This is a genomic window from Rhizobium sp. N621 (assembly GCF_001664325.1).
Lineage (GTDB): Bacteria > Pseudomonadota > Alphaproteobacteria > Rhizobiales > Rhizobiaceae > Rhizobium > Rhizobium esperanzae.
Genome location: NZ_CP013495.1, coordinates 3,986,987 through 4,012,500 on the forward strand (window position 1 = coordinate 3,986,987; position 25,514 = coordinate 4,012,500).

Consider the following 25,514-nt stretch of genomic DNA (forward strand, 5'->3'; position numbering starts at 1 on the left):
GACTTACCCTTTGACTGCGCCCGCCATCAGACCGCGCACGAAGTAGCGGCCGGCGAGGATATAGACGATGAGCGTCGGAACGGCCGCGATCATCGCCGCGGCCATGTTGACATTGTATTCGACCACCCCGGTCGAGGTGTTGACGACATTGTTGAGCGCCACCGTCATCGGCATGGAGTCACCGGTGCCGGCATAGGCCGAGGCAAACAGGAAGTCGTTCCAGATATTGGTGAACTGGTAGATGACGGTGACGACGATGATCGGCAGCGAGTTCGGCAGCATGATGCGGCGGAAGATCTGGAAGAAGCTGGCGCCGTCGACCTGGGCGGCGCGGACCAGTTCGGTCGGAAACGCCTCGTAGAAATTGCGGAAGAACAGCGTGGTGAAGCCGAGGCCGTAGACGACATGGACGAAGACCAGATTGACGGTCGAATTGCCGAAGCCGAAGGAAAGGCCGGTGGCGTTCTGCAGCGTCACGCCGAAGCGGCCGAGCGAGCCGAGGATCGTCGCCATCGGCAGCAGTACCGACTGGAACGGGATGAAACAGGCAAACAGCATCAGCCCGAACACCAGCGTATGGCCGGGGAAGCGCCATTTGGTCAGGATATAACCGTTCAGCGCCCCCATGATCGTGGAGATCGCCACCGCCGGCACCACCATCTTGATCGAGTTCCAGAAGTAGCCCTTGATGCCGGCGCAGGTCAGCCCGACGCAGGCCTCGCCCCAGGCCTTGATCCAGGGATCGAAGGTCGGGGCCGCCGGCAGCGCCAGCATGTTGCCGCCCTGGATCTCGTCCATCGTCTTGAACGAGGTCACGAGCATGACGAAGAGCGGCATCAGGTAGAGGATGGCGAAGATCACCAGCAGGCCGTAGATGACCAGTCGGCCGATCCAGCGGGCGCTGTTAGTCCTGCTATCGCCGCTCTGCGAAAGCATTGCGGTCGAGGTGCCGATGGAAGAGGTCACGCTGCTCATCGCGCCTTCTCCTTCAGTTCGGAATAGAGATAGGGAACGATGATCGCCGAGATCGTCATCAGCATGATGATGGCGCTGGCCGAGCCGACGGCCATCTCGTTGCGCTTGAAGGTATATTCATACATGAAGTTGGACGGCAGCCAGGCCGAGCCGCCCGGCCCGCCCGAGGTCAGCGCCACCACCAGGTCGTAGGACTTGATCGCCATATGGGCGAGCACGATGAAGGCCGACAGAAAGATCGGCCGCAACAGCGGAATGACGATGCGCCGATAAAGCTGGAAGGGCGAGGCGCCGTCGATCTGCGCCGCCTTCATGATCTCGCCGTCGATGCCGCGAAGCCCGGCCAGAAACATCGCCATGACGAAGCCCGAGGCCTGCCAGACGCCGGCGATGACGACGGTATAGATGACGAAGTCCTTGTTCTTGATCCAGTCGAAGTGGAAGCTCGTCCAGCCGAAGTGGTGCAGCGTCTGCTCCAGCCCGAGGCCGGGATCGAGGAACCACTTCCAGGCCACCCCTGTCACAATGAAGGAGAGCGCCATCGGATAGAGGAAGATCGGCCGCAACAGCCCCTCGCCGCGGATCTTCTGGTCGAGCAGGATGGCAAGCAGCAGGCCGAGGCTCAAACAGATGCCGACATAGAGAAAGCCGAAGATCGCCATGTTGGTGATCGAGGTGTACCAGGACGACGGCGGATCGCTCTCGAAGGTCCAGCGCCACAGCCGCTGATAGGCGCGCGCCCCGGTCAGGGCATAAGAGGGGAAGGTCTTGGAATTGGTGAAGGACAGATAGGCCGTCCAGACGATGAAGCCGTAGACGAAGACCAGGGTGATGACGAAGCTCGGCGCCAGCACGATCTTCGGCAGCGCATCCTGCAGCCGGCCTCTGAGCGAGATCGGTGTCGATCGCCCGGGGGTCAGAACCGGATCGGTGGTGGCAACTGTGCTCATGGATATCGTCTCCCTTCCCGCAGGATCGGTCTTGCCGATCGTCTCCGCATGATCGGCGCGGAGCCTGAAGCTTCCCCGCGAGATCACGCGGGGAAGCATTTGTCATCGACGACCCTCAGCGGGCGTCGTCGATTGCCTGGACGAGCTGGGTGACGGCTTCGTCGGAACTCTTGATCTGGCCGTGGACGAACTTCGAGACGACGTCCTTATAGGCATTGGCGATCGCCGGAGGCGCGCCGTAACCCTGGGCCAGCGAACCGAACAGCGTGCCGCCCTCATTGGCGGCCTTCAGGTCGGCAATGCCCTTCTTGCCGCAGGCGTCGAAGTCGGTGTCGGGAACGTCGGTGCGGGCCGGAACCGAGCCCTTGACGACGTTGAAGGCCGACTGGAAGCTCTTCGACAGCGTTGCCGTTGCCAGCGCCACCTGCGCCGCCTTGCGGTCTTTAGGGACGTTGAACATGCCGAACATGTCGGAGTTGTAGATGACGCTGCCTTCGGTGCCGGGGAAGCGGTAACACAGGAAGTCTTTATCCGGCGTCTTCTTGGCGGCGACGAATTCGCCCTTGGCCCAGTCGCCCATCACCTGCACCAGCGCGTCACCCTTGATGACCATGGCCGTCGCCAGGTTCCAGTCGCGGCCGGAGAAGTTCGGATCGACATATTTGACGATCTTGGCAAGGTTGTCGAAGGACTTCTTCATCGTCTCCGACTTCAGCGACGCCTCGTCGAGGTCGTTGAAGGCCTTCTTGTAGAATTCCGGGCCGCCGGTCGACAGCACGATCGAATCGAACATCGTCGCTTCCTGCCAGTTCTGGCCGCCGAGCGCCAAGGGGATGACGCCGGCAGCCTTCGCCTTGTCGAGCAGGGCGATCAGATCGTCGAAGGTCTTCGGCTGGCTGCCGCCGATCTTGTCCATGACAGCCTTGTTGATCCACAGCCAGTTGACCGAATGGACGTTGACCGGGGCTGCGACCCACTTGCCGTCATAGACGGAGAACTTCTGCAGCGCTGCCGGCACCGACTTGTCCCAGCCTTCCTTCTTGGCCGTCTCGGTCAGGTCACCCATCACGCCGGCCTGGGCATAATCGAGCACGGTGTAGCCCAGCATCTGCGAGGCCGTCGGATAAGTACCGGCCGCAACCATCGCCTTCAGCGCCGTCATCGCCGCATCACCGCCGCCGCCGGCAACCGGCACGTCCTTCCAGGCAAAGCCTTCCTTCGACAGATCCTGCTTCAGGACGTTCAAGGCAGCCGCTTCGCCGCCAGACGTCCACCAGTGCAGCATCTGCACTTCCTTGACGTCGGCAGCCTGCGCCGCACCCAAACCAGCCAGCATCACGACAGCAACCGCTGCCGAGCTCATGAACTTGCGCATGAATTTCCTCCCGTTTGAAATCGGCGGCAGGATCCTCCCCGCCACCAGATGCATCCCGCCATTGCAGCGGTGGGCATGAAACCGCGCTCCTCCGCGCGGTTAACAATTTAAAACGTTATAAGCCTTTGGACGTCAAGCCCTTTCTCGACTCTCGAGAAAAATATGATTACTCCCATAACCTATTGAATTACATTCAAATAATCCAATTGGATAATAAAGCGTTAAAATTTAAAACGTTTTCATTCCCAGATTGCTCGCCCGAGTCATCGTGTTATTGTATCGGCAATTCCAGCATGGAAAGCCTAGAGTGACCGAACCGTCCCGGCCGCATCGCGGCGAAAATCTCGATATCACGCACAAGCGCGGCAAGCCGACCTTGCGAACGATCGCCACGATCGCCGGCCTTGCGGTGACAACCGTGTCGAGGGCGCTCTCCGATGCGCCGCAGATCTCTCTTGAAACCCGCCAGCGCGTGCACCGCATTGCCCGCGAGATCGGCTATCTCCCGGATCGTGCCGCCCAGCGTCTGAAGACCGGCCGCACCAACGTCGTCGCCATCTTGCTCGATCCACACGAGGAGGTGGTCGGCTTCACCACCTCGATCATGTACGGCATCGCCAAGGCGCTGAAAGAGACGCCCTACCATCTTGTCGTCGCCCCGAACTTCCTGTCGACGACCAACGCCGAAGCTGCCGAATACATCATCCGCAACCACCTTGCCGACGGGCTGATCTTCACGCGGACCGAGCCGCTCGATGCCCGCGTCCGCCTGCTGCTCGAAGCCGGCTTTCCCTTCATCTGTCACGGCCGCACCGAATTTTCGACACCGCATCCCTATGTCGACTACGACAATTTCACCTTTGCCTATGAAGCCACCCGCCGGCTGATCACGAAGGGCCGGACAAAAGTGGCGGTGATCATGCCGCCGAAGCGGCTGACCTTCTGCCAGCATATCCTGCACGGTTTCATGACGGCGGTGCGCGAGGCCGGCATCGCATACGAAGTGCCCGAGATCGTCGATCTCGACACTCCGGCGGATGTGTTGCGCGACTTCATCCGCAGCCGCGCCGCCGCCCCGGGGGCTCCCGATGGTTTCGTCTGCCCCGGCGAAGTTTCGGCGCTTGCCGTCATCAGCGGCATGAGCGATGCCGGCCGCACACTCGCCGCCGACTATGATATCGTCGCCAAGGAGACATCCCGCCTTCTCACCCAATTGCAGCCTAAGGTCGACACGATCCATGAGGACCTGACGGCGGCGGGAGAGGATCTCGGCCGCATACTGCTGCAGCGCATTAACAACCCCGACGCCGAGGATCTGCACCTCCTGCTGTCGCCGCAGATCAACTTTCCGATCGGTTAGCCCGCCGGATCGAAGGGCGGTCATATTAAAACTGTTTTCATGGCGCGTGATTTGACTTAAAAGCACCGCGTAATCCGGTCGCAGCCCACCCGGTCAAAACAAGGGAATCCAAAATATGAGAACTATCGTCGTCTGCTCCGGCGGACTCGACTCCGTTTCGCTTGCCCACAGAATGGCAGCGGAAGAGCAGCTTATCGGTCTCGTCTCCTTCGATTACGGCCAGCGGCATCGCAAGGAACTCGACTTCGCCGCCAAATGCGCCGCGCGCCTTGCCGTCCCCCATCATATCATCGACATCGCCGCCATCGGCGGCCATCTCAGCGGATCGGCCCTGACCGACAATGTCGACGTTCCGGACGGCCATTACGCCGAGGAAACCATGAAGGCCACCGTGGTGCCCAACCGCAACGCCATCATGCTGGCGATCGCCTTCGGCCTGGCGGCCGCGCAAAAGGCGGATGCGGTCGCCGTCGCCGTGCACGGTGGCGACCACTTCATCTATCCCGACTGCCGGCCGGGCTTTATCGATGCTTTCCAGCACATGCAGAACGAAGCGCTGGACGGTTATGCCAGCGTCAGACTGCTTGCACCCTATGTCGATGTTCCCAAAGCGGCGATCGTGGCCGACGGCGCGAAACATGCGACACCGTTTGCGGAAACATGGTCCTGCTACAAGGGCGGCAGTCTTCATTGCGGACGCTGCGGCACCTGCGTCGAACGGCGCGAGGCTTTCCATCTCGCCGGCATTTCCGATCCGACGGAATACGAAGACCGGGATTTCTGGAAAGCGGCGGTGTCGCAATATTCAGCCGCGGAGGTGCGTTGATGTACCGCATCACCAAGGAGTTTCACCTGTCCGCTTCGCATCAGCTGGACCACCTGCCGGCCGATCATCAATGTGCCCGGCTCCATGGCCACAACTATGTCGTCATAGTCGAGCTTTCTGCAGAAACCCTGAATGACGATGGCTTCGTGCGTGACTATCACGACCTCTCGCCGCTCAAGCGCTATATCGACGAGACCCTCGATCATCGGCATCTGAACGACGTGTTCGGTCATTCGAAAGTCACCTCCGAGTTCCTGGCCAGGCATTTCTACGACTGGTGCAAGCAGCGCTTTCCCGAGACTTCGTCCGTCCGCGTCAGCGAAACGCCGAAAACCTGGGCGGAGTACCGGCCATGAGCGCGGAGACCATCCGCGTCAGCGAGATCTTCGGCCCGACCATACAGGGCGAAGGCGCATTGATCGGGCTGCCGACGGTATTCGTCAGGACGGGCGGCTGCGATTACCGCTGCTCCTGGTGCGATAGCCTTCATGCAGTCGATAGCGTGTTCCGGGATCAATGGATGCCGATGTCTGTCGAGGCGATCTGGCAGGAGGTCACAAGACTTTCCGGAAGCAGACCGCTGACGGTTTCCCTTTCCGGAGGCAATCCGGCGATCCAGCCCCTGGGGCCGCTGATCGAACTCGGTCATGCCAAGGGATACCGCTTCGCGCTGGAAACGCAGGGAAGTGTGGCGCGGAACTGGTTTCGCGATCTCGATGTCCTGGTCTTGAGTCCCAAGCCGCCGTCGAGCGGAATGCAAACCGAGTGGGGGGAGATCGACGACTGTCTACGGCTTTCAGCCGGCGGGCCGGAGATCGTGCTGAAAGTCGTCGTCTTCGACGATCCCGATTATGCTTTCGCCCGAGAGGTGGGCCAGCGCTACCCCTATATTCCCTTGTACCTTCAGCCGGGCAATCACACGCCGCCCCCACCCGAAGACGATGACGCGCGCATCGATATCGACGGCGTGATGGATCGCATGCATTGGCTTGTCGAGAAGGTGACGGCCGACGGATGGTTTGCGCCACGCGTGCTGCCGCAACTGCACGTGCTGCTGTGGGGAAACAAGCGCGGCGTCTGAGCCCGCCTAAAGCGTGTCGCGATCTTTCAGATTCGCTCCACGCTTTAGGTCTTTGTTTTTACGCAGTTCGTTGTCGTAAAACCACTGCGCACTTTTGCGCGACATGCTCTACCGCTCCGGGAAAGCAAAGACATCGACAGGTTCTCCGAGCCCGCGCAGCGGGAAGGTGCCGAGACTGTCCATGTCTTTCGCGCAGCCTGCCATTTCGACGAAGGCACGCGACAAGAGTACCGGACGCTTGACCTCCTTGGTCAGGCTTTCCAGCCGCGAGGCGACATTGACCGCCGGGCCGATGACGGTGAAATCCAGCCGTCGGCGAGAGCCGATATTGCCGTACATGACGTCGCCGACATGCACACCGACCCCGTAGCGTAGCGGTTCGCGTCCCGTGCGCAGGTGCTCCTCGTTCAGCTTGGCCATCGACGCCTGCCCCTCGCGGATCGCCTCCAGCAGATCGAGGCAGGCCGTTTTCTTGGCCAATGGGAAGATCGCCAGCAGCCCGTCTCCCATGAACTTCAGGATTTCCCCGCCATGCCGTTCGATCGGGTCCGACATGGCATCGAAATAATCATTCAGAAGATGGATAACGTCGTCGCGCGGCCAGAGATCCGAGATCGCCGTGAAATCGCGCAGGTCGCAGATCATGATGGCTGCGCCGACGGTCGCGCCGCTGCCGCGGGTCGTGACACCCGACAGGATCTGCTCGCTCGCATGCGGACCGACATAGGTCTGCAGCAGCGTGCGCGCCATGATGTTCTTCAGCCTGATTTCGCTGACGAGGGTCAGGGCCGGCAGGAGATCGCGCAGGAAATCGACATGTTCGCTCGCAAAACCGCCCGGCCGGCAGGTGGAAAATGTCACGACATGCCGTTTGCCGAAGGTGTGTTCGATCGGCCAAGCGATATATTCGGTCAGGCCGTCGTCATGCAGTTCCTGATAGAATGAATCCAGGTCGCCGTCGGCTGCGCCTTCCAGCCGTTTGCGCAGCTCCTCGGCACCCTGATGGATCGCATTGATCGGACTGTTCAGAAACTCCGGCGTGTTTTCGATGCCATAGGCGAATGTGTCGATCTTGGCCTCCGCCAGACCTTCCTTCCACAGGATGCGGGCGCCGATCCATTGCGGATGGTTCGTGCGGAAATGCAGCGTCGCCCGCGTCACCGGCACCCCTGCCGAAAGCAGCTTGCCGCACATCTCGACCAGGATATTGTCGATGAAGCGCTCGCCGCGCGTCTCGTTCACCAGCCAGTCGAGAATCCGTCTCCTGCGGATCGGCCAGACACCCTCCTCCGCCTCAACGGCACTCCCGACCTTGTTTGGAAAAGACGACATCAAAAACTCCCGTTACGCCGCGTCACCGGCAAAAGCCGGATCCGATTTCCGCTGTATGTGGTCGACAGGCAGGCAAATGATAAGGGGAAACTGCGATCAAGTCTCAAAAATCCCAGTCTTCATCCTCGGTGGCCATTGCCTTGCCGATGACATAGGAAGACCCGGAGCCTGAGAAAAAGTCGTGGTTCTCGTCGGCATTCGGCGACAATGCCGAAAGGATCGCCGGATTGACCTTGCAGGCTTCGGCCGGGAACAGCGCCTCGTAGCCGAGGTTCATCAACGCCTTGTTGGCGTTGTAATGCAGGAACTTCTTGACGTCTTCGCTCAGCCCGACGCCGTCATAGAGCGCTTCGGTATATCGCGCCTCGTTGTCGTAGAGTTCGAGCAAGAGGTCGAAAGCGAAATCCTTGATCTCCAGCCGGCGCTCTTCGGAGAGCGTTTCAAGGCCGCGCTGGAACTTGTAGCCGATATAATAACCGTGCACCGCCTCGTCCCGGATGATCAGCCGGATCATGTCGGCCGTATTGGTGAGCTTGGCGCGGCTCGACCAGTACATCGGCAGGTAGAAGCCGGAATAGAACAGGAAGCTTTCGAGGAAGACACTGGCGACCTTCTTCTTCAGGGGATCGCCGGAGCGATACTGCTCGATGATCAGCGCCGATTTGCGCTGCAGGAATTCGTTCTCCTCCGACCAGCGATAGGCATCGGCGACATCGGGCGTCGAGCACAGCGTCGAGAAGATTGAGGAATAGGAGCGCGCATGCACCGCCTCCATGAAGGAGACATTGGATAGCACTGCCTCCTCATGCGGTGTCGCCGCATCCTCCATCAGCCTGATGGAGCCGACGCCGTTCTGGATCGTGTCGAGCAGCGTCAGGCCGGTGAAGACGCGAATTGTCAGCTGCTGCTCGGCCGCCGTCAGCGTCGCCCAGGAGGGAATGTCATTGGACAGCGGCACCTTCTCCGGCAGCCAGAAATTGCCGGTCAACCGGTTCCAGACTTCGAGATCCTTGTCGTCCTCGATGCGGTTCCAATTGATGGCGCGCACGCGGGAGGCTGGCTTCAGTTGCATGTTCATTGTGGTCCCTCTTGAGGAATGCGTCCGGATTTGCCCCTCATCCGCCTGCCGGCACCTTCTCCCCGCCTGCGGGGCGAAGGATATGCCGCATCGGCTTCGTCAATCCTCGACACTGCGTTTGGCACGTCCCCTCTCCCCGTTTTTACGGGGAGAGGGTTAGAATGAGGGGCAAATCCTCAGAAGCGAAATCAAATCACAACGTACACGACACACACCCCTGCACTTCCGTACCCGAAAGCGCCATCTGGCGAAGGCGGATGTAGTAGATCGTCTTGATGCCCTTCTTCCAGGCGTAAATCTGCGCCTTGTTGATATCGCGCGTCGTCGCCGTGTCGCGGAAGAACAGGGTCAGCGACAGGCCCTGGTCGACATGCTGGGTCGCCGCCGCATAGGTATCGATGATCTTCTCCGCCCCGATCTCGTAGGCGTCCTGATAATAATCGAGATTGTCGTTGGTCATGAACGGGGCCGGATAATAGACCCGGCCGATCTTGCCTTCCTTGCGGATCTCGATTTTCGAGACGATCGGATGGATCGAGGAGGTCGAGTGGTTGATATAGGAGATCGAGCCCGTCGGCGGAACCGCCTGCAGGTTCTGGTTATAGAGCCCGGACGCCATGACAGCCGTCTTCAACTCCGCCCAATCGTCCTGTGTCGGAATATGAATTCCTGATTTGTCGAACAGCGCCTGCACCTTCTCGGTCGCCGGCTTCCATTCCTGCTCGGTGTATTTGTCGAAATAGTCGCCGCAGGCATATTTCGAATTTTCGAAGCCCTTGAAGCTTGTGCCGCGTTCGACCGCCAGCAGGTTCGAGGCGCGGATCGCGTGATAGGTCACCGTATAGAAATAGATGTTGGTGAAATCGACGCCTTCCTCCGAACCGTAGAAGATGCGCTCGCGGGCGAGATAGCCGTGCAGGTTCATCTGGCCGAGCCCGATCGCATGGCTCTCGTCATTGCCCTTCTCGATCGACGGCACCGAGGCAATATGGCTCATGTCGGAAACGGCCGTCAGCGCCCGGATCGAGGTCTCGATCGTCTTGCCGAAATCGGCGGAATCCATGGCTGCGGCAATGTTCAGCGAGCCAAGATTGCAGGAAATATCCTTGCCGAGATGCTTGTAGGAGAGGTCGTCATTGTATTCGCTTGCCTCGCTGACCTGCAGGATCTCGGAGCAGAGATTGCTCATCGAAATGCGCCCGGCAATCGGGTTCGCCCGGTTCACCGTGTCCTCGAACATGATGTAGGGATAACCACTCTCGAACTGAATTTCGGCGAGCACCTGGAAGAATTCGCGCGCCTTGATCTTCTTCTTCGAGATGCGAGCATCCGCCACCATCTCCCGGTACTTTTCCGTCACCGAAATCTCCGTGAAAGGCACGCCGTAGACGCGCTCCACGTCGTAAGGCGAGAACAGATACATATCCTCATTGTTTCTCGCGAGTTCGAAGGTGATGTCGGGCACGACGACACCGAGCGACAGCGTCTTGATGCGGATCTTCTCGTCGGCATTTTCGCGCTTGGTGTCGAGGAAGCGCATAATGTCGGGGTGATGAGCGTTGAGATAAACGGCGCCGGCTCCCTGACGGGCACCGAGCTGGTTGGCATAAGAGAAACTGTCTTCGAGCAGCTTCATCACCGGAATGATACCCGACGACTGGTTCTCGATCTGCTTGATCGGCGCGCCGGCCTCACGGATATTTGTCAGCGACAGCGCCACGCCGCCGCCGCGCTTCGACAATTGCAGCGCCGAATTGATCGACCGGCCGATCGATTCCATATTGTCCTCGACCCGCAGCAGGAAACAGGAAACCAGTTCGCCGCGCTGCTTCTTGCCGGCATTGAGAAAGGTCGGCGTCGCCGGCTGGAAACGGCCGGAAATGATCTCGTCGACCATGTCGCGGGCAAGGGCCTCGTCGCCCCGCGCCAAGGTCAGCGCCACCATGCAGATGCGGTCCTCATAGCGCTCGAGATAACGCTTTCCGTCGAAGGTCTTCAGCGTGTAGCTGGTATAATATTTGAAAGCGCCGAGGAAAGTGGGAAAACGGAATTTCCTGGCATAGGCCCGATCGAAAAGGTCGCGGACGAAATTGAAGGAATATTGGTCGAGCACCTCCTGCTCGTAATAGCCCTCAGTGACGAGGTAATCGAGCTTTTCTCGAAGATTGTGAAAAAACACGGTGTTCTGGTTCACATGCTGCAGGAAATATTGCCTGGCCGCCATGCGATCCTTGTCGAGTTGGATCTTGCCGTCATCGTCATAGAGGTTCAGCATCGCGTTCAGCGCGTGATAATCGAGCGTTTCAGCCGCCTTCAGCGGTTTTGCGCCCGCATCCCGCGTCAGATTTGTTCCCGTGTCCAAAATCGTCCCATCCCGTCTTTGACATTGGCGACATCCTCGGCCGTTCCCAGAAGCTCGAACCTGTAGAGATACGGCACCTGGCACTTCTTCGAGATGACATCGCCGGCTAGCCCGTAGGTCTCGCCGAAATTGCTGTTGCCCGCGGCAATCACGCCGCGGATGTTGGAGCGGTTTTCCGCATCGTTGAGGAAGCGGATCACCGGCTTGGGCACGGCTCCCTTTACGATCCCGGGGCCGCCGTCGCCGCAATAGGTAGGCAAGATCAGCACATAAGGTTCCCGGATATGGATGTCCTCAGCGCCAAGGGGAATGCGCGCCGCGCGCAGCCCCAGCTTCTCGACGAAACGATGGGTATTTCCGGATCGGCTGGAATAATAGACGATCAGCCCCATCGCTTTTCTCAGCTCAGGAAAGCGCGCTGATCATGTCGGGTCGGAAACCCGCCCAATGCTGGCTGCCGGCAACCACGACCGGAACCTGCATGTAGCCCATGCCGCGCACACGTTCGAGCGCTGCGGCATCCTGGGAAATATCGACGATTTCATAGTCCACGCCCAGGCGGTCGAGGGCGCGGTAGGTGGCGGTGCATTGGACGCAGGCCGGCTTGCTGTAAACGGTAACGCTCATCATGTTCCTCGTGATGTCAATGGATTCAGGACGCAGGGCTGGATCGGGCGCCGTACGGCGTCCGGGACAATGCTTGACAATGATGTGGCAAGGTTGGCGCTTTAAACGCCTGATATCATCCCTCGCAGGATGTGCGCGGGCGACGGCCTTGATGTTCTCGACATGACTTCAAACCCCGAAGTGCTCATGCGGACGTTCGGGGCAGCGCAACAGACGCGGATTCATTCCGCCTTCGTAGACGCGACCTTCCGGACACCCCGCCCGTGGACGTTTCGTTCGAGGCAGGTCTCCTGGCTCACGGGTCGAAGCACTCTGCCCCAGCCTTCCCAAGGCATCATGCCTCAGTGACCTGAAATCGGGCAGTTGCTCGCCGCTTACAGTTGCGGGGGCAGCTCCGGCATCGCCGCGCCATGATGGCGCCACGCACCGTATTCCCGTCTTAGCCCTCAATCCTCACGAATCGAGGGAACCTCGAACACTAGATATAGTACGCGAATCCAAATTCACGTCAACGGATGGTTTGTGCATTGCGTTACGGCAGGTTTGAAATCGCTGTATTCCTGTGAAAAACAGGGATAACGAAAGCTTAACGAAAACAGGCTGTGGAGAAGGCCTCGACGTGAACCGGCCGACAAGCTGGCTCCTAGGCTGCTGACAAAGCACTGCAACCCGCGACGTCATCCTCGGCCTTGTGCCGAGGATCTGCGCACGTCCAATTAAGCATCTGAAAATTAAACCGTTTTCCTGCCTGATAGTTGCGGTGGTTAGATGCTCGGCACAAGGCGGAACATGATGGAGGAGACTTTGTCAGCAAACTGAGAGCCGGCAGATGGCCGGCTCCGCTATTTTCGATTCCCCGGGTAGGCCGGAATCGGCAGTCTTCCCGCCGCCAGTCGGGTTCATACCTTTATCCGAAGCAATCGCAGCGCATTGATCGTCACCACCACGGTGGCGCCGGTATCGGCGAGGATCGCCGGCCAGAGCCCGGTAATGCCGGCGATCGTGGTCACCAGAAAGAAAGCCTTCAGCCCGAGCGCGATGGTGATATTCTGCAAGATATTGCGCATCGTGCGCTTGGAAAGCGCGATCATCCGCGCCACGTCGCCGACGCGTCCGTGCAGCACGGCGGCATCGGCCGTCTCCAGAGCCACATCCGTGCCGCCACCCATGGCGATGCCGATGTCGGCGGCGGCGAGCGCCGGCGCGTCGTTGATGCCGTCGCCGACCTTGGCGACGACGAAACCTTCGCGCTTCAATTCACCGACGACCCGCTGCTTTTCCTCGGGCATCATCTCGCCGCGCCAGTCGATGCCGAGCATGCCGGCGACGGCGGCCGCCGTCCGCTTGTTGTCGCCCGTCAGCATCATCGCCTTGACACCGGCCGCCTTGAGCGCCGAGAGCCCCACTTCGGCATCCTCGCGCGGCTCGTCGCGCATGGCGATCAGGCCGGCCGCAGCGCCATTGACGAGCAGCACCGATACGCTCTTGCCGTCATCATTGAGCCCTGCAATACGCGCCTCCTGTTCCGCGTTGAGCGCCCCACGCTCGCGTGCGGCAGGCGGCGACAAGAGATCCACTGTCTCGCCGCCGACTTTGCCGGTGACACCCTTGCCCGGCAGCGCTTCCAGTTCGAAGGCGGGCGGCACGGGCACGCCGTCCGCTTTGGCGCGGTGGAGAATCGCCAGTGCCAGCGGATGGCTGGAGCCCTGCTCGAGCACAGCCGCGCGCGACAGGAGCTGCGCCTCGCTCAATCCGAAGGAAAGGATGTCGGTGACCCGAGGCTTGCCTTCCGTCAGCGTGCCCGTCTTGTCGAAGGCGACCATCGTCACCTTGCCGAGCGTCTCCAGGACCGCGCCGCCCTTCATCAGCAATCCGCGCCGTGCGGCCGCCGACAGCGAAGCGGCGATCGCCGCCGGCGTCGAGATGACAAGGGCGCAGGGGCAGCCAATCAGCAGGATGGCAAGGCCTTTGTAGATCCATTCACTCCACGCGCCGCCGAAAAACAGCGGCGGAATGACCGCGACCAGTGCGGCGACGACGACGACACCTGGCGTGTAGTAGCGCGAAAACCGATCGATGAACCGCTCCGTCGGCGCCTTCGATTCCTGCGCTTCTTCCACCAGCTTGACGACGCGAGCAATGGTATTGTCGGCAGCGGCTGCCGTGACGCGAACCCTGAGCACCGCATCGCCATTGACCGTACCGGCATAGACGACGGCATCGACGCCCTTACGCACCGGCGTGCTCTCGCCCGTCACCGGAGCCTCGTCGATCGCGCTCTCGCCTGATACGATGACGCCGTCGGCAGAGATGCGGTCGCCGGGACGAACCATGATGACCGCGCCGACGGCAAGACTTTCCGCCGGCACCTCGCGCATCTGCCCATTGTCTTCGAGCAGCGCGGTCTTCGGCACCAGGGCCGTCAGCGACTGGATGCTTTCACGCGCCCTGCCCGCCGCCACGCCTTCGAGCAGCTCGCCGACGAGGAACAGGAATACGACCGTTGCCGCTTCCTCGCCCGCATTGATAACGACGGCGCCGACGGCGGCGATCGTCATCAGCATCTCGATCGAAAACGGCGTGCCTGACAAAGCCGCCATGACGGCTCGCCGCGCAATCGGCAGCAGACCGACCAGTATCGCGACCAAGAAGGCATAGGACGCGATCGCCGGCACCAGATGGCCGACGGCATAGGCGACAACGAGTGCCGCACCCGAAAAAATGGTCAGGCGGCCTTTCCTGCTCCGCCACCAAGGACCGGTCATCAGCGCATGGTCGTGCCCATGCAGGCCTTCGATTTCCTTCTCGTCATGGGCATGGTCGTGATCATGCCCGGCACGGTCGTGATCTCCATGGCCATGAGCGGCATGATCGTGATGATGGTGCGGGCGGCCTTCACGCGCGGGCGTCGCATTTCCGGTAAAGGGCGAGACGGAATAACCAAGCCCCGTCACCTTCCTCTCGACTGCCTTGAGATCGCTGCTGCCGTCATGCCGGACGATCATGGTGCCTGTCACCACCGAGACGGTGACATCGGCAACGCCTGCTATGCGCCTGACTGCGGTGTCGATCTTGCTCGCGCAGGCGGCGCAATCCATGCCGCCGACCCTGTATCGTGTCACGCTCGTCTCAGCCATATCCGCTTCCTTGTCAAACAGAAGCATCCCCCCTACATCCTCTAGCGACTAGAGGTGCAAGAGAAAAATCATGAAAAAGATCACGATTGGCGAGGCGGCCCGTCGAAGCGGCGTGAAGGTGCCAACGGTGCGCTATTACGAAAGCATCGGCCTGCTCGCGGCGCCGAGCCGCAGCGAAGGCAACCAGCGATCCTTCGAACCTGCCGACATCAGCCGCCTCGCTTTCATCCGCCACGCGCGCGAGCTCGGTTTCGAGATCGAGGCGATCCGTACGCTGCTCACGCTGCAGGATGATCCGAACCAGTCCTGCGCCTCGGCCGACGCCATCGCCAAGGCTCGCCTCGTTGAAGTCGAGCAGCGCATCCGCAGCCTGACGGCGCTTAAGGCAGAGCTCGAAATCATGGTGGAGAGTTGCGGCCACGGCCGCGTCGATCAATGCCGCGTTATCGAGGTTCTCGCCGACCACGGTCAGTGCACGCATTCGCACCATTGACAAATCTGCACCCTTGCAGGTGATCGGCGCCCGCGGCAAAACTGCGCCGGAAAGAATCGGGCGAAGACATCATGAGCCAGAAACGGATTGCGATCATCGGCGGCGGCCCGGCGGGCCTTGCGGCTGCCGAGCGGCTGTCGCTCTCCGGCCACGCGGTGACGGTCTACGACGCCATGCCGACCTTCGCGCGCAAGTTCCTGCTGGCCGGCAAGTCGGGCCTCAATATCACCCATTCCGAGGACTATGCCCGCTTCGCCACGCGTTTCGGCGCGGCTTCAGCCCGTCTTCGTCCCGCTCTCGATGCCTTTACCCCTGGCGATGTCACGGATTGGGCCGCAGGGCTCGGCACCGAGACCTTCGTCGGTTCCTCCGGTCGGGTTTTCCCGAAGGTGATGAAGGCTTCTCCTTTGCTGCGTGCCTGGCTCAAACGGCTGGAAGAACGGGGTGTCGCGTTTCGCACCCGCCACCACTGGACCGGCCTCGTCGAAGACGGTTATGTTTTCGAAACGCCGGAAGGGCGTAGCATCATCCATTGCGACGCCGCCCTGCTAGCGCTTGGCGGCGCAAGTTGGCCGCGCCTCGGCTCGGATGCTGCTTGGCTGCCCTGGTTGGCCGAGAGGGGCGTCGAGATCGACGCCTTCCGACCCGCCAATTGCGGCTTCATCGTCGGCTGGAGCGCCAGCTTCAGTGCGCATTTCGCCGGCGAGCCCGTCAAATCGGTCACCGCCACATCCGAAGCCGGCACCTTTCCGGGCGAGTTCGTCATCACCGGCAGCGGCATCGAGGGCAGCCTGGTCTACGCCCATGCGGCTAGCCTCCGCGACCGGCTGCTGCACCACGGCAGCGCTACCCTGACGCTCGACCTCGCCCCGGGCCGGCCGATCGAAAGGCTTGCGCGCGACCTGGCGCGGCAGGACACCAAGTCGAGCTTCTCAAACCGCCTGCGCAAGGGTGCCGGGCTTGACGGCGTCAAGGCGGCATTGCTGCGCGAACTCGCGCCGGACCGCGACCGAGCCGACCCCGAACGTCTCGCCGGCGTGATCAAGGCTCTGCCGGTACCGGTTCTCGAGACGAGGCCGATCGCCGAGGCGATCTCCTCTGCAGGTGGCATCCGCTGGAGCAGCATCGACGAAGACTTCATGCTGAAGGCGCTGCCGGGCACCTTCGTCGCCGGCGAGATGCTCGACTGGGAGGCGCCGACCGGCGGATATCTCCTCACCGCCTGCCTTGCGACCGGCAGGGCGGCGGCGCGCGGCATCGAGGCCTGGCTGTCGCGATAAACATCGATGGTTTTGAACCAGATCTAGATCAATGACGTGGAGCACGATGTCGTGCAACGATCCCTGAAGCTTTTCAGCACTGCGTCTGATCACCTAGGGCGAAGAGGGGAGATGGCCGGGCGCGCAATTGCAAACCGGCCGCTTTTCCATCAGACTATGCTGAAGTTCCGTGGGAGGAGCAGATGCAGGAACAGTCAGCACATGCGAAGCATGTGTACATCTCTGCGCAACGGAATTCCGCTGCCGCGAGTTCTCCGATCGTCGCGTCGTGGCGGCGGTGTATGACCATGCATCGCCTCGTCCCCGAGGACGAGCGCGCGCCGATGCGCCTGACCGACCAGGAATTTCTTGACGCTCGCAAACAATCCGAACAGCTGATCGCCGGCGCAACCGAGGAACTTGACCGCCTCTTCACCACGGTGGGCAGGGCCGGCTGCTGCATTCTTCTGACGGACAGGCAGGGCATCGCGCTGGAGCGCCGGGGCTCTGCCGGCGACGACAAGGATTTCCACGATCTTGGCCTCTGGACCGGGTCGGTATGGACCGAGGCGAGCATGGGCACCAACGGCATTGGAACCGCCCTTGCCGACGAGCGCTCCGTCGCCATTTTTCGGGATCAACATTTCTTCTGCTCGAATATCCGCCTGAGTTGCACGACGGCCCCGATCCGTGATCATCGCGGTGAACTCGCCGCTGCCCTCGACATCTCGACCTGCCGCGACGAGGTCAACGAGATGACGCTGGCGATCCTCACGCAGACCGTACGCGACGCGGCGATGCGCATCGAGCTAAATCTGTTTCGATCGGCCTTTGCCGGCGCCCGTTTCCTGATGGTCCCCACGAGCGCCAATTCCGCGGCCGCCCTGCTCGCCGTCGACAGGCACGATCTCGTGCTCGGCGCCACCCGTGCCGCCCGGATCGCGCTACAATTGGACGACAAACGGATCGCGGCCGGCATCCCCGCCGCCGATGCGCTCCATGAGGCCGCCATCTCACAACAGGAAGAGATTGTCGAAGCAGAAAAAGCGGCCTTGCTGCGCGCGCTATCGCGCACCAGCGGCAATGTCTCGCAGGCTGCGATCGCCCTCGGGATCAGCCGCGCCACGCTCCACCGAAAGATGAAGAAATTAGGCCTGCATTAAATCAGGCTCCGGCGGTTCCATAGGACATCGCAATCAAAACGCGACCCTGTCGCATGTCTGCGACAGTGTGCGCTGCGGTATTGATCCTCCACCCTGTTCCCTTCGGCAAAACGCGCACATTTTGCTCCCACTGGTTCGATTGGAACCTGGACCATCAAGGGAGGATGACATGCTTCATCAGAAAATCGTGGAATCGCCGTTCAAGCTGAAATACGGCAACTATATCGGCGGTGAATGGCGCGAGCCGGTCGAAGGCAGATACTTTGAAAACGTGACGCCGGTCACAGGCGGCAAACTCTGCGACATCCCGCGCTCCGATGAAAAGGACATCAATCTCGCGCTCGACGCGGCCCATGCGGCCAAGGAAAAATGGGGCCGCACTTCCGCCGCCGAGCGCTCCAATATCCTCATGAAGATCGCCCAGCGCATGGAAGACAAGCTGGAACTGCTCGCCCAGGCCGAGACCTGGGACAATGGCAAGCCGATCCGCGAAACCATGGCGGCCGACATTCCGCTGGCGATCGACCACTTCCGCTACTTCGCCTCCTGCATCCGTGCCCAGGAAGGCTCGATCGGCGAGATCGACCAAGATACCGTCGCCTATCACTTCCATGAGCCGCTCGGCGTCGTCGGCCAGATCATTCCCTGGAACTTCCCGATCCTGATGGCGACCTGGAAGCTGGCGCCGGCACTTGCCGCCGGCAACTGCGTCGTGCTGAAGCCCGCCGAGCAGACCCCCGCTTCGATCCTGCTCTGGGCCGAACTTGTCGGCGACCTCCTGCCACCCGGCGTGCTCAACATCGTCAACGGCTTCGGTATCGAGGCCGGCAAGCCGCTGGCGACCAGCACGCGCATCGCCAAGATCGCTTTCACCGGCGAAACGACGACCGGTCGGCTCATCATGCAATATGCCAGCCAGAACCTCATTCCGGTGACGCTGGAGCTCGGCGGCAAATCGCCGAACATCTTCTTCGCCGATGTGATGGCCGAAGACGACGACTTCCTCGACAAGGCGCTCGAAGGCTTTGCGATGTTCGCCTTGAACCAGGGCGAAGTCTGCACCTGCCCGAGCCGCGCCCTCGTTCAGGAATCGATCTACGACCGCTTCATGGAAAAGGCCGTCAAACGCGTCGAGGCGATCAAACAGGGCAACCCGCTTGATCCGGAAACGATGATCGGCGCCCAGGCATCGACGGAGCAGCTTGAGAAGATCCTCGCCTATCTCGACATCGGCAAGCAGGAAGGCGCTCAGGTTCTGGCCGGTGGCTCGCGCAACAATCTCGGCGGCGAACTGGCGAACGGTTATTACGTCAAGCCGACGATCTTCAAGGGCCACAACAAGATGCGCGTGTTCCAGGAAGAGATCTTCGGACCTGTGGTCTCGGTCGCGACCTTCAAGGATGAGAAGGAAGCGCTCGAAATCGCCAACGACACGCTCTACGGTCTTGGTGCCGGTGTCTGGAGCCGCGACGCCAATCGCTGCTACCGTTTCGGCCGCGAGATCCAGGCCGGCCGCGTCTGGACCAACTGCTATCATGCCTACCCCGCCCATGCCGCCTTCGGCGGCTACAAGCAATCCGGCATCGGCCGCGAAACCCACAAGATGATGCTCGAGCATTACCAGCAGACCAAGAACATGCTGGTCAGCTACAGCCCGAAGGCACTCGGCTTCTTCTGAGATGCTTTCAGCTTAGCGGGAGAGGCTGAAGACCCCTCCCCAACCCCTTCCCACGAGGGGGAGGGGTTATGATACCGCCCCACCAGCTTTCCTTGCCGAAGTCTCAGCAAGCCGACACGTCGCTTTTAGAACGGGGCAGTTCAACAAGTTAAGCCCCTCCCCCTTGTGGGGGGGGTGGGGAGGGGAATCCCCTTTCCAGAACCTTGGAGGAAGAACCATGGAAACGACCGTCAATGGCGAACCGCGTGTTCTCGCAACCGATGCGGCCCTTGATCTGATCGCAGAAATCAAGCGGGATCATCCCGATATCCTCTTCCACCAGTCCGGCGGCTGCTGCGACGGCTCCTCCCCCATGTGTTATCCCGCCAATGAGTTCATGGTCGGCGACAGTGACATCAAGCTCGGCGAGATCGGCGGCGTGCCGGTCTATATCAGCGTCAGCCAGTTCGAGGCGTGGAAACATACTCAGCTCATCATCGACGTCGTGCCGGGCCGCGGCGGCATGTTCTCGCTCGACAACGGCCGCGAGAAACGCTTTCTCACCCGTTCCCGTCTCTTCGGCGGCGGCGAGGCCTGTGCCGTCCCGGATGCGACAGTCAGGAAGGTCTGATCCCTGCCGCCCGATGGATGCAACGGTTTTACATCCAGGAGAGGATCTGAGAGCACTCTCGTCGTGATGCTCACCTTCTTCCGGCCGAGAATTTCGTCTGTAGTATTCCCATAGTACCTGCTGCTGAGCGGTCTTTGTTAATCTTCGTCTGTTGGTTTCAAAGGAGGATGCGATGCCAGCTTCTAAGATCCTGATGATCACGGGTGATTTCACCGAAGATTATGAAACGATGGTGCCGTTTCAGACACTGCTCGCCTGCGGCTATACCGTCGATGCCGTCTGCCCCGGCAAAAAGGCGGGCGAGACCGTCGCCACCGCGATTCATGATTTCGAGGGCGATCAGACCTACTCGGAAAAACGCGGCCATGATTTCGCGCTGAACGCCACTTTCGACAGCGTGCGGGCGGAGGATTACGACGCCCTGGTCATCCCCGGCGGCCGCGCGCCGGAATATCTTCGCCTCAATGCCGACGTGATCAAATCGGTCCGGCATTTCTTCGATGCCGGAAAACCCGTTGCAGCCATTTGCCACGGCGCACAGCTGCTTGCCGCCGCCGGAGTGCTGAAGGGCCGCACCTGCTCGGCCTATCCCGCCTGCCGGCCGGAAGTCGAACTTGCCGGCGGCATTTACGCCGATATTTCAATCACCGATGCCGTCTCGGACGGCAACCTGGTCACTGCGCCAGCCTGGCCGGCGCATCCCTCCTGGCTGCGGCAGTTCATGGCCGTACTCGATGCCTCGTCAATACCTGAAACCAACGCCGCCTGACGAGGCGGCGCCGGGAGGACGACATGTGTGAACTCTTCATCAAGGCGGATGCGCGGCTATGGGAAAGCACCACCCGGTCGTTGCGCATCGACGGCATGGTCACCAGCGTCAGGCTGGAGAACTTCTTTTGGTCGAAGCTTGAGGAAATTGCGCGGCGCGACGGCATGAACGTCGTGCAGCTGATTACCCGGCTGCACCATGAATCGATCGATGCCGGCCATGATCTCGGGAACTTCACATCCTTCCTGCGCGTCTGCTGCGCCCGATATCTCGACCTGCAGCTCGCCGGTGACATCCCGGCAGATGTCACCCGCCCGATCTCTGAGTTGGATGCGCCAGTCATCCTCGGCCGCGAACGGGAAAAATATCACTGAAGGCAAAAACGATTAGAGCGGTTCTGCGCTTCCGTGAAAAGCTGAACCGCTCTAGTCCGACGAACCTGGGATGATCACAGACGGAGCTCTCAGCTCCGCCAGCATTCTCAAGATACCTGACTGGCGCGGCTGCGCAGGGGTTGCGTTGCGGCCCGGCCTGGACCAACAATGCGCGGCATCATCCAGCACCGGCACCGTCAGGAGATCGCTTGCCATGAACGACCAGAAAGCCGTGATCGTCACGGGAGCCGGCGGCAACCTCGGCAGCGCCGTTATCCGGGAGCTTGCAGGCGCCGGCGTAAAACTCGTCTGCATGAACCGTTCGAGCCAGGAGCTGGAAACTTTGGCCGGTGAGCTTCCCGCGTCCACGGAGTTTCTCTCGATCGCCGGAACGGATCTCACCGACTACGCCTCCTGCGCTGCCGCCGTCGCCCGAGCCGTCAAGCGCTTCGGCGGCGTAGGCGCATTGGTCAACACCGTCGGCGGTTTTCAAATGGGACCGGTCGGGCCGGAGGCCCCCGCGCAATGGGATACCATGATGACGACAAACGCCCGTACCGCGCTGACGATCAGCGCGGCGGTTCTCCCGACGATGAAGGCCGCAGGCTACGGCCGCATCGTACACGTCGCTGCGATGCCCGGCCTGAAGGCCGGCCCTAACCAGGCCGCCTATGCAGCCTCGAAAGCTGCCGTCATCCGGCTGACGGAAGCGCTTGCTGCCGAATGCCGCGATGATCGCATCACCGCCAACTGCATTCTGCCCGGCACGATCGATACGCCCGAGAATCGTGCTGCCATGCCCAATGCAAAAACGGACGCCTGGGTATCGCCGCAGTCGATCGCCCGGCTCATCGCCTTCCTGATATCGCCCGCCGCAGCCGTCGTTACCGGCGCAGCGATCCCGGCCACCGGCCGCGAATAGGCAAGCTGTGCGCATTTGGGATGGTCACTGCCATCTGGCCTGGAGTACGGTCCTTTTGCTATTGTGGGCCGACGTCAAATGAACGATGTTTATCTCGGGATCGGGCAGGCGATGGTGTCAATGATCGCATTGTGGCGGCATCTGCCGGATCACGGTGGTTGCGATGGCTGACGGGCCGGCATTGCCCACCGGCGCAACCGATCTGATGCGCGAAGAATGGTTCCTGGGCGTCAGCATTGCGACGAGCTTGGCCTTCCTTGTTTTCCAGGACGATCTCTTCAGCCGACTTCCCGATCCGCTTTGGTTCACCGTCGTTTTCGCGTGGCTATTTGCCGTCGTGCTCGGTTCGGCTCTGTCGGTCGTGCGGCAGGCGGATCACCTGGCGGAGCGCCTTAAGGAACCTTATGGCACCCTTATTCTGACGCTCGCCATTACTTCGATCGAAGTGATGGCGATTTCCGCCGTGATGATTCATGGCGAAAACAACCCGACGCTGGCCCGCGACACTTTGTTTGCGGTCGTCATGATCATTCTGAACGGCATGGTCGGCCTGTCATTGCTCTTGGGTGCATGGCGACGGCCGGAGCAACAGCATAACCTCCAGGGCGCCAACGCCTATCTCGGCGTCATCGTGCCCTTGGCAACGCTCAGCCTGGTGATGCCGACATTTCTTTCCGGCCCGGACGGGCAGCACCCGTCGGCGCCGCGGCAATTGATCCTCGGCATACTCTCCGTCGGCCTTTATGCCACGTTTCTGTTTCTGCAAGCCGGTCGCCATCAGGACTATTTCACCGACGGCAGCAATCGCCGCGAACCTCCTGGCGAAGCAGCGCTTTACCACGAGCCGGTGTGGCCTCATGCCCTGTTGCTGTTCGCCTATATGGGGCCTGTGGTGTTCCTGGTCGAACAACTCGCGCGGCCGATCGATTACATCATCGAAACCCTGCAGGCACCGACCGCATTTGGCGGCGTCGTCATGGCCGTTCTTGTCGCGACCCCCGAGGCAATCAGCGCCGTGCGTGCATCCATCGCCAACAATCTTCAGCGCTCCGTTAATATTTTTCTCGGGTCGGTTTTGTCGACGATCGGGCTGACCGTGCCGGCGATGCTCGTCATCAGCCGCCTTTATGGACACCCGGTAACACTCGGTCTGGAGCATGGAGATCTTGTGATGCTGCTGCTCACTCTTGCCGTCAGCATCATCACCTTTGCCAGCGGTCGCACGCATCTGATGCAGGGTGCGGTCCATCTCGTGCTTTTCCTGGCTTATGTCCTGTTGATTTTCCAGCAATGATGTCCGGCATGCGGGAACGGACCAGCGAAGATGAAGTCTTCGCGCCAGCGATAGCTGAGCGTGGTGTTGCAGGAGATGAAGGGAAGGTTGGTTCGGGGCGTGCTTTGGGGTTTTCTGTCCCGTGGCGTCGGCTTTGCCTGCTTGCAGGCCCCTGATGAGGCGTTAACTCCTCGACCGTTATCAAAACAAAAAGCCCGCTTTTTGGCGGGCTTTTGGGACTTTTGGTTGCGGGGGCAGGATTTGAACCTGCGGCCTTCAGGTTATGAGCCTGACGAGCTACCGGGCTGCTCCACCCCGCGGAAGTATTATAACACGAAAGGCCGCTTATGAGCGGCCCTTTGTTCGGCTTTGGGCCGTTGGATTGTGATTGAGAAGATTTTTATCAACTGAGTTGCGCTTTGCAGACCTGGCAGCGACCTACTCTCCCGCGTCTTAAGACGAAGTACCATGGGCGCAGGGGCGTTTCACGGCCGTGTTCGGAAAGGGAACGGGTGCAGCCACCCCGCCATAACCACCAGGTCGGCAAAGCGCAACTTGTTGTTTGAGAAGCTGGCAGGCGTTAGCCTGTTTTGTTTTGAACACGTCTTTGATCTTTCCGGCTGCGGGTGCTTGTGGCACGCATACAGGCCAGAGGCCGTCGCGCTTTGTGGCGCGGGCCGTCCGCAGCGCCCTTGGCGCGTCAGAACAAGGTCAGGCATCATCAGCCTTTGGCTGATGAGCATGAACAATGAGAACGATCAAGCCGATCGAGCTATTAGTACCGGTAAGCTTCATGCGTTGCCGCACTTCCACACCCGGCCTATCAACGTGGTCGTCTTCCACGGCTCTGATAGGGAACACTCGTTTTCAGGTGGGTTTCCCGCTTAGATGCCTTCAGCGGTTATCCCGTCCATATATAGCTACCCTGCTATGCCCTTGGCAGGACAACAGGTCCACCAGAGATATGTCCATCCCGGTCCTCTCGTACTAGGGACAGATCCTGTCAATATTCCTACACCCACGGCAGATAGGGACCGAACTGTCTCACGACGTTCTGAACCCAGCTCACGTACCGCTTTAATTGGCGAACAGCCAAACCCTTGGGACCTGCTCCAGCCCCAGGATGCGATGAGCCGACATCGAGGTGCCAAACAACCCCGTCGATATGGACTCTTGGGGGTCATCAGCCTGTTATCCCCGGCGTACCTTTTATCCGTTGAGCGATGGCCCTTCCACGCGGGACCACCGGATCACTATGACCGACTTTCGTCTCTGCTCGACTTGTCAGTCTCGCAGTCAGGCGGGCTTATGCCATTGCACTCGACGACCGATTTCCGACCGGTCTGAGCCCACCATCGCGCGCCTCCGTTACTCTTTCGGAGGCGACCGCCCCAGTCAAACTACCCACCATACACTGTCCCGGACCCGGATGACGGGCCGCGGTTAGACATCCATGACGATAAGGGTGGTATTTCAAGGATGGCTCCACGGAAACTGGCGTCCCCGCTTCAAAGCCTACCACCTATCCTACACATGCCGACACGAATGCCAGTGTAAAGCTATAGTAAAGGTGCACGGGGTCTTTCCGTCTGACCGCAGGAACCCCGCATCTTCACGGGGAATTCAATTTCACTGAGTCTATGTTGGAGACAGCGGGGAAGTCGTTACGCCATTCGTGCAGGTCGGAACTTACCCGACAAGGAATTTCGCTACCTTAGGACCGTTATAGTTACGGCCGCCGTTTACTGGGGCTTCGATTCAAAGCTTGCACCTCTCCTCTTAACCTTCCAGCACCGGGCAGGCGTCAGACCCTATACGTCGTCTTGCGACTTCGCAGAGCCCTGTGTTTTTGATAAACAGTCGCTACCCC

22 protein-coding genes, 1 tRNA gene, 2 rRNA genes and 1 riboswitch (1 of these 26 cut by a window edge) are annotated in these 25,514 nt (G+C 60.6%); of the genes, 13 read left to right on the forward strand and 12 right to left on the reverse strand.

What is annotated here, in order from left to right; all coding sequences use genetic code 11:
• Positions 1-3: 3 nt before the first annotated feature.
• The 3 genes from AMK00_RS19140 to AMK00_RS19150 form a co-directional block, all read right to left on the reverse strand.
• On the reverse strand, positions 4-975 hold the full coding sequence (locus tag AMK00_RS19140) for a carbohydrate ABC transporter permease (protein WP_064810146.1): 972 nt from the start codon (positions 973-975) through the stop codon (positions 4-6).
• Positions 972-1,925 (reverse strand): carbohydrate ABC transporter permease, encoded by a 954-nt coding sequence (locus tag AMK00_RS19145; RefSeq protein WP_064811771.1) that lies wholly within the window; start codon positions 1,923-1,925, stop codon positions 972-974. Before AMK00_RS19145 ends, AMK00_RS19140 begins: the two co-directional genes overlap by 4 nt.
• A gap of 115 nt (positions 1,926-2,040) precedes the next feature.
• On the reverse strand, positions 2,041-3,300 hold the full coding sequence (locus AMK00_RS19150) for an ABC transporter substrate-binding protein (protein WP_064811418.1): 1,260 nt from the start codon (positions 3,298-3,300) through the stop codon (positions 2,041-2,043).
• Positions 3,301-3,607: 307 nt separating this feature from the next.
• Here AMK00_RS19150 and AMK00_RS19155 point away from each other — a divergent pair, with 307 nt between their 5' ends.
• The 4 genes from AMK00_RS19155 (at position 3,608) to queE (ending at position 6,567) form a co-directional block, all read left to right on the forward strand.
• Positions 3,608-4,660, forward strand: coding sequence for a LacI family transcriptional regulator (locus tag AMK00_RS19155; RefSeq protein WP_064811419.1), 1,053 nt, complete (start codon positions 3,608-3,610; stop codon positions 4,658-4,660).
• A 115-nt stretch (positions 4,661-4,775) separates the two neighbouring features.
• On the forward strand, positions 4,776-5,486 hold the full coding sequence (gene queC / locus AMK00_RS19160; protein WP_064811420.1) for a 7-cyano-7-deazaguanine synthase QueC: 711 nt from the start codon (positions 4,776-4,778) through the stop codon (positions 5,484-5,486).
• Positions 5,486-5,842, forward strand: a complete 357-nt coding sequence (gene queD, locus AMK00_RS19165; RefSeq protein WP_064805162.1) for a 6-carboxytetrahydropterin synthase QueD — start codon at positions 5,486-5,488, stop codon at positions 5,840-5,842. Before queC ends, queD begins: the two co-directional genes overlap by 1 nt.
• Positions 5,839-6,567 (forward strand): 7-carboxy-7-deazaguanine synthase QueE, encoded by a 729-nt coding sequence (queE, locus tag AMK00_RS19170; RefSeq protein ID WP_064811421.1) that lies wholly within the window; start codon positions 5,839-5,841, stop codon positions 6,565-6,567. The genes queD and queE overlap by 4 nt, the downstream gene beginning before the upstream one ends.
• Positions 6,568-6,675: 108 nt before the next feature.
• Here the strand turns inward: queE and AMK00_RS19175 are convergent, their stop codons facing one another.
• From AMK00_RS19175 to AMK00_RS19200, 6 genes are all read right to left on the reverse strand, one after another.
• Positions 6,676-7,899: an adenylate/guanylate cyclase domain-containing protein gene (locus AMK00_RS19175; protein ID WP_064811422.1), complete on the reverse strand. Its 1,224-nt coding sequence runs from the start codon at positions 7,897-7,899 to the stop codon at positions 6,676-6,678.
• Between the two features lie 103 nt (positions 7,900-8,002).
• Positions 8,003-8,977 carry a class 1b ribonucleoside-diphosphate reductase subunit beta gene (gene nrdF / locus AMK00_RS19180; protein WP_064811423.1) on the reverse strand — a complete coding sequence of 325 codons (975 nt, stop codon included), beginning with the start codon at positions 8,975-8,977 and terminating at the stop codon, positions 8,003-8,005.
• 193 nt (positions 8,978-9,170) lie between these two features.
• Positions 9,171-11,339, reverse strand: a complete 2,169-nt coding sequence (gene nrdE / locus AMK00_RS19185; RefSeq protein WP_064811424.1) for a class 1b ribonucleoside-diphosphate reductase subunit alpha — start codon at positions 11,337-11,339, stop codon at positions 9,171-9,173.
• On the reverse strand, positions 11,318-11,731 hold the full coding sequence (gene nrdI, locus AMK00_RS19190) for a class Ib ribonucleoside-diphosphate reductase assembly flavoprotein NrdI (RefSeq protein WP_064811425.1): 414 nt from the start codon (positions 11,729-11,731) through the stop codon (positions 11,318-11,320). The genes nrdE and nrdI overlap by 22 nt, the downstream gene beginning before the upstream one ends.
• Before the next feature lie 13 nt (positions 11,732-11,744).
• Positions 11,745-11,966, reverse strand: a complete 222-nt coding sequence (gene nrdH / locus AMK00_RS19195) for a glutaredoxin-like protein NrdH (protein ID WP_064811426.1) — start codon at positions 11,964-11,966, stop codon at positions 11,745-11,747.
• Between the two features lie 263 nt (positions 11,967-12,229).
• Positions 12,230-12,455, reverse strand: a riboswitch (cobalamin riboswitch).
• 410 nt (positions 12,456-12,865) lie between these two features.
• Positions 12,866-15,103: a heavy metal translocating P-type ATPase gene (locus AMK00_RS19200; RefSeq protein WP_064811772.1), complete on the reverse strand. Its 2,238-nt coding sequence runs from the start codon at positions 15,101-15,103 to the stop codon at positions 12,866-12,868.
• A 70-nt stretch (positions 15,104-15,173) separates the two neighbouring features.
• Between AMK00_RS19200 and AMK00_RS19205 the strand changes: the two genes are divergently transcribed.
• From AMK00_RS19205 to AMK00_RS19245, 9 genes are all read left to right on the forward strand, one after another.
• On the forward strand, positions 15,174-15,596 hold the full coding sequence (locus AMK00_RS19205; RefSeq protein ID WP_064805177.1) for a MerR family transcriptional regulator: 423 nt from the start codon (positions 15,174-15,176) through the stop codon (positions 15,594-15,596).
• 71 nt (positions 15,597-15,667) lie between these two features.
• A complete protein-coding gene (locus AMK00_RS19210; RefSeq protein ID WP_064811427.1) occupies positions 15,668-16,876 on the forward strand; it encodes a TIGR03862 family flavoprotein in 1,209 nt (402 codons plus the stop codon).
• A gap of 182 nt (positions 16,877-17,058) precedes the next feature.
• Positions 17,059-18,018: a helix-turn-helix domain-containing protein gene (locus AMK00_RS19215; protein WP_064811428.1), complete on the forward strand. Its 960-nt coding sequence runs from the start codon at positions 17,059-17,061 to the stop codon at positions 18,016-18,018.
• Between the two features lie 169 nt (positions 18,019-18,187).
• Entirely contained in the window at positions 18,188-19,696 is a 1,509-nt protein-coding gene (gene adh, locus AMK00_RS19220) for an aldehyde dehydrogenase (protein WP_064811429.1), read from the forward strand.
• Positions 19,697-19,913: 217 nt separating this feature from the next.
• On the forward strand, positions 19,914-20,306 hold the full coding sequence (locus tag AMK00_RS19225) for a DUF779 domain-containing protein (RefSeq protein ID WP_064811430.1): 393 nt from the start codon (positions 19,914-19,916) through the stop codon (positions 20,304-20,306).
• A 172-nt stretch (positions 20,307-20,478) separates the two neighbouring features.
• A complete protein-coding gene (locus tag AMK00_RS19230) occupies positions 20,479-21,075 on the forward strand; it encodes a DJ-1/PfpI family protein (RefSeq protein ID WP_064811431.1) in 597 nt (198 codons plus the stop codon).
• Between the two features lie 23 nt (positions 21,076-21,098).
• Positions 21,099-21,449 carry a ribbon-helix-helix domain-containing protein gene (locus AMK00_RS19235; RefSeq protein WP_064805188.1) on the forward strand — a complete coding sequence of 117 codons (351 nt, stop codon included), beginning with the start codon at positions 21,099-21,101 and terminating at the stop codon, positions 21,447-21,449.
• Positions 21,450-21,663: 214 nt separating this feature from the next.
• Positions 21,664-22,371: an SDR family NAD(P)-dependent oxidoreductase gene (locus tag AMK00_RS19240; protein ID WP_064811432.1), complete on the forward strand. Its 708-nt coding sequence runs from the start codon at positions 21,664-21,666 to the stop codon at positions 22,369-22,371.
• Between the two features lie 163 nt (positions 22,372-22,534).
• Entirely contained in the window at positions 22,535-23,665 is a 1,131-nt protein-coding gene (locus AMK00_RS19245; protein WP_064805192.1) for a calcium:proton antiporter, read from the forward strand.
• A 222-nt stretch (positions 23,666-23,887) separates the two neighbouring features.
• On the opposite strand, the gene AMK00_RS19250 is transcribed toward AMK00_RS19245, so the two are convergent.
• The 3 genes from AMK00_RS19250 to AMK00_RS19260 form a co-directional block, all read right to left on the reverse strand.
• Positions 23,888-23,964, reverse strand: a tRNA-Met gene (locus tag AMK00_RS19250).
• A gap of 105 nt (positions 23,965-24,069) precedes the next feature.
• Positions 24,070-24,184: ribosomal RNA gene (gene rrf / locus AMK00_RS19255) — 5S ribosomal RNA — on the reverse strand.
• Between the two features lie 214 nt (positions 24,185-24,398).
• Positions 24,399-25,514, reverse strand: a 23S ribosomal RNA gene (locus AMK00_RS19260); it runs 1,763 nt beyond the window's last position.